2 tRNA genes and 2 rRNA genes are annotated in these 4994 nt (G+C 48.5%); all 4 read right to left on the reverse strand.

The window, feature by feature from the left end:
• Window positions 1-2759, reverse strand: a 23S ribosomal RNA gene (locus ACHFIZ_RS17725); the annotation flags it as partial.
• A 318-nt stretch (window positions 2760-3077) separates the two neighbouring features.
• Window positions 3078-3154 (reverse strand) — tRNA-Ala (locus ACHFIZ_RS17730).
• 18 nt (window positions 3155-3172) lie between these two features.
• Window positions 3173-3247 (reverse strand) — tRNA-Ile (locus ACHFIZ_RS17735).
• Window positions 3248-3367: 120 nt separating this feature from the next.
• Window positions 3368-4888, reverse strand: a 16S ribosomal RNA gene (locus ACHFIZ_RS17740).
• Window positions 4889-4994 lie beyond the last annotated feature (106 nt).

Below are 4994 nucleotides of genomic sequence, written 5' to 3' on the forward strand. Positions count from 1 at the left end.
TCGCACTTAGATGCTTTCAGCGCTTATCTATTCCCAGCGTAGCTACTCTGCAATGCCCCTGGCGGAACAACAGATTCACTAGAGGCTAGTCCAACCCGGTCCTCTCGTACTAAGGTCAGCCCCACTCAAAATTCCAACGCCCACAACAGATAGGGACCGAACTGTCTCGCGACGTTCTGAACCCAGCTCGCGTGCCACTTTAATCGGCGAACAGCCGAACCCTTGGGACCTTCTCCAGCCCCAGGATGTGACGAGCCGACATCGAGGTGCCAAACCTCCCCGTCGATATGAGCTCTTGGGGGAGATCAGCCTGTTATCCCCAGCGTACCTTTTATCCTTTGAGCGATGGCCCTTCCATGCAGAACCACCGGATCACTATATCCGTCTTTCGACCCTGATCGACTTGTCTGTCTCACAGTCAAGCAAGCTTATGCTATTGCACTCCTCATACGGTTACCAAGCGTATTGAGCTTACCTTTGAAAGCCTCCGTTACCTTTTTGGAGGCGACCACCCCAGTCAAACTACCCATCAAACAATGTCCTCCATTAGATGGAGTTAGACACCCAATACAGAAAGGGTGGTATTTCAACGTTGACTCCACGAACCCTAGCGAGCCCGCTTCATAGTCTCCCACCTATCCTACACATCCTGTATCCAATGTCAATGTTAAATTGTAGTGAAGGTGCATGGGGTCTTTCCGTCCCGTTGCGGGTACCCGGCGTCTTCACCGGGACCACAATTTCACCGAGCTCATGGCTGAGACAGCGCCCAGATCGTTACACCATTCGTGCAGGTCGGAACTTACCCGACAAGGAATTTCGCTACCTTAGGACCGTTATAGTTACGGCCGCCGTTTACTGGGGCTTCGATTCAATGCTTCTCCTTACGGATGACATCCCCTCTTAACCTTCCAGCACCGGGCAGGTGTCAGGCCTTATACTTCATCTTTCGATTTTGCAAAGCCATGTGTTTTTGTTAAACAGTCGCCTGGGCCTTTTCACTGCGGCTGATATTGCTACCAGCGCCCCTTCTCCCGAAGTTACAGGGCCATTTTGCCGAGTTCCTTAGCCATGATTCACTCGAGCACCTTAGAATTCTCTTCCCGGATACCTGTGTCGGTTTGCGGTACGGGTTTTTATAACCTGAAGCTTAGCGGTTTTTCTTGGAAGTCTGATTACCTGCGCTATCCACTTACCCGAAGGCTCGCGGTACTATCAGCCTTTAGCTAAGTCTGCGGATTTACCTACAGTCCCAATACCTACAGCTTTCAACGATCTATTCCGTCAGATCGCGGCAGTGTCACTACTCCGTCCCCACATCGCAGTTATAAAAAGTACGGTAATATTAAACCGTTATCCATCGAATATCCCTCTCGGGTTCTCCTTAGGCCCCGACTAACCCTGATCCGATTAGCGTTGATCAGGAAACCTTATCCTTTCGGTGGGCGGGTTTCTCGCCCGCCTTATCGTTACTTATGCCTACATTTGCTTTTCCAGAAGCTCCACCACAACTTACGTCATAACTTCGCTGCCGCTGGAATGCTCCCCTACCGTAATATAAATATTACCCATAGCTTCGGTGTACAATTTAATGCCCGTTTATTATCCATGCCCGATCGCTCGACTAGTGAGCTGTTACGCACTCTTTAAATGAATGGCTGCTTCCAAGCCAACATCCTAGCTGTCTGTGCAATCGGACCTCGTTAGTTCAACTTAACTGTAACTTGGGGACCTTAGCTGATGGTCTGGGTTCTTTCCCTCTCGGCGCGTGACCTTAGCACCCCGCGCCTCACTGCAGTGTATATTATATAGCATTCGGAGTTTGTCTGGATTTGGTAGGATTTGACTCCCCCGCACCCAATCAGTAGCTCTACCTCTATATAACTTAACCACCACGCTGTTCCTAAAAACATTTCGGGGAGTACGAGCTATTTCCCAGTTTGATTAGCCTTTCACCCCTACCCACAGATCATCCGGAAACTTTTCAACGTTTATCGGTTCGGTCCTCCAGTACGTGTTACCGCACCTTCAACCTGTCCATGGGTAGATCACAAGGTTTCGCGTCTACCTCCCCTGACTATACGCCCTATTCAGACTCGCTTTCGCTTCGGATCCGTGTCTTAAACACTTAACCTTGCCAGAGAAGAGTAACTCGTAGGCTCATTATGCAAAAGGCACGCCGTCACGCCACCTGGACGCTCCGACCGCTTGTAAGCACACAGTTTCAGGTTCTATTTCACTCCCCTGTTCGGGGTTCTTTTCACCTTTCCCTCACGGTACTGGTTCACTATCGGTCTCTCAGGAGTATTTAGCCTTACCGGATGGTGCCGGCAGATTCCCACAAGGCGTCTCCGACCTCGCGGTACTCAGGATACTACTAGACTAATGGTACTTACGTGTACGAGGCTCTCACTCTTTATCGCCAGGATTCCCATCCTGTTCCACTTCATCGCATTATAATCATATCGTAGTCCTACAACCCCACACATGCCGTAACATGTATGGTTTGGGCTCTTTCCCGTTCGCTCGCCACTACTTAGGAAATCATTATTATTTTCTCTTCCTCTGCTTACTTAGATGTTTCAGTTCGGCAGGTTTGCGTATTATATACGACTAGTCTTCAACTAGCCAGGTTTCCCCATTCGGAAATCACCGGATCAATTCATATTTGCTAATCCCCAGTGCTTATCGCAGCTTATCACGTCCTTCATCGCCTCTGAGAGCCAAGGCATCCCCTGTGTGCTCTTATTTACTTTCTTCTCCCCATAGCCTTTTGCGCCTATGGAAATGCTTTTTTTTGATAATCATTAGCTCTTTACAAAGCAGGTTTAAATCACTTAACTGTAAATCAAACTCCCTATCCGGATAAATCCTTCTGTTCGCCTTCTAAACGTGTAAATAAAGTTTCCTTACTTCAAGCTAACAACGTCTCTATTGTTGTTTGCTCTTCTTTTTTAACTTCTTCCAATATGTCAAAGAACTTTTCAATCCCCGCATTGTATTTCAATACCTCCATCTTAGTGGACTGTATCTATTTCCGTTGCTATTTACTGCCCTTTTATACTAAGGCCGGGTGATGGTGGAGAATAACGGAGTCGAACCGTTGACCTCCTGCGTGCAAGGCAGGCGCTCTAGCCAGCTGAGCTAATCCCCCTTAGAATTCAGTATATAGTAGTCCCGAGCAGATTTGAACTGCTGACCCCTACATTATCAGTGTAGTGCTCTAACCAAACTGAGCTACGGGACTATTTCGTCTTTACTGCAGTATGAGAACACTATATAGATGTTTCATCCTATGGGTTTTTCTTATTTGAGATTCAATTGTCATTTATATCATTTACGTAGCGAGTAGTCTAGTCTACTCCAGAAAGGAGGTATTCCAGCCGCACCTTCCGGTACGGCTACCTTGTTACGACTTAGCCCCAGTTATCGGTTTTACCCTAGGACGCTCCTTGCGGTTACATACTTTAGGTACCCCCAACTTCCATGGCTTGACGGGCGGTGTGTACAAGGCCCGGGAACGTATTCACCGCGTCATTGCTGATACGCGATTACTAGCGAATCCAACTTCAAGAGGTCGAGTTGCAGACCTCTATCCGAACTGTGAATGGCTTTTTGAGATTTGCTTGCTGTTGCCAGCTTGCTGCCCTCTGTACCACCCATTGTAGCACGTGTGTAGCCCCGGACGTAAGGGCCATGATGACTTGACGTCGTCCCCTCCTTCCTCTCTGTTTGCACAGGCAGTCTGTTTAGAGTCCCCACCTTAACGTGCTGGCAACTAAACATAGGGGTTGCGCTCGTTGCGGGACTTAACCCAACACCTCACGGCACGAGCTGACGACAGCCATGCAGCACCTAGTTTCGTGTGATTGCTCACTGATCTATCTCTAAATCATTCACTAACTTTCAAGCCCGGGTAAGGTTCCTCGCGTATCATCGAATTAAACCACATGCTCCTCCGCTTGTGCGGGCCCCCGTCAATTCCTTTGAGTTTCACCCTTGCGGGCGTACTCCCCAGGTGGAATACTTAACGCTTTCGCTTAGCCGCTAACTGTGTATCGCTAACAGCGAGTATTCATCGTTTAGGGCGTGGACTACCAGGGTATCTAATCCTGTTTGATCCCCACGCTTTCGTGCCTCAGCGTCAATAAAACCATAGTAAGCTGCCTTCGCAATCGGTGTTCTGTGACATATCTATGCATTTCACCGCTACTTGTCACATTCCGCCTACCTCTAGTTCATTCAAGCTCATCAGTATCAAAGGCACTGCGATGGTTGAGCCACCGTCTTTCACCCCTGACTTAATAAGCCGCCTACGCACCCTTTAAACCCAATAAATCCGGATAACGCTTGGATCCTCCGTATTACCGCGGCTGCTGGCACGGAGTTAGCCGATCCTTATTCCTTCGGTACATTCAGCTCTCTACACGTAGAAAGGTTTATTCCCGAATAAAAGCAGTTTACGACCCAGAGGGCTGTCTTCCTGCACGCGGCATGGCTGGTTCAGAGTTGCCTCCATTGACCAATATTCCTTACTGCTGCCTCCCGTAGGAGTCTGGTCCGTGTCTCAGTACCAGTGTGGGGGGTCATCCTCTCAGATCCCCTAGTCATCGTCGCCTTGGTGGGCCGTTACCCCGCCAACTAGCTAATGACACGCATGCCCATCTTATTCCTATAAATATTTGATCATTACTCAATGCTGAGCTGTGATTTTATGCGGTGTTAATCCGAATTTCTTCGGGCTATCCCCCTGAATAAGGTAGGTTGCATACGCGTTACGCACCCGTGCGCCACTTTTCGTTGGGGCAAGCCCCAACTATCGTTCGACTTGCATGTATTAGGCCTGCCGCTAGCGTTCATCCTGAGCCAGGATCAAACTCTCCATTGTAAAATGTGTTGTCTGAACGCTGACCATTCTTAACTTAATTAATAATAGTCTGTATTCTTCTTGTTTTTGTATTGTCTGTCAGAACTTGACTCTAAAATAATAGCAC

This window comes from Pedobacter sp. JCM 36344 (assembly GCF_046546555.1).
Taxonomy (GTDB): Bacteria; Bacteroidota; Bacteroidia; order Sphingobacteriales; family Sphingobacteriaceae; genus Pedobacter.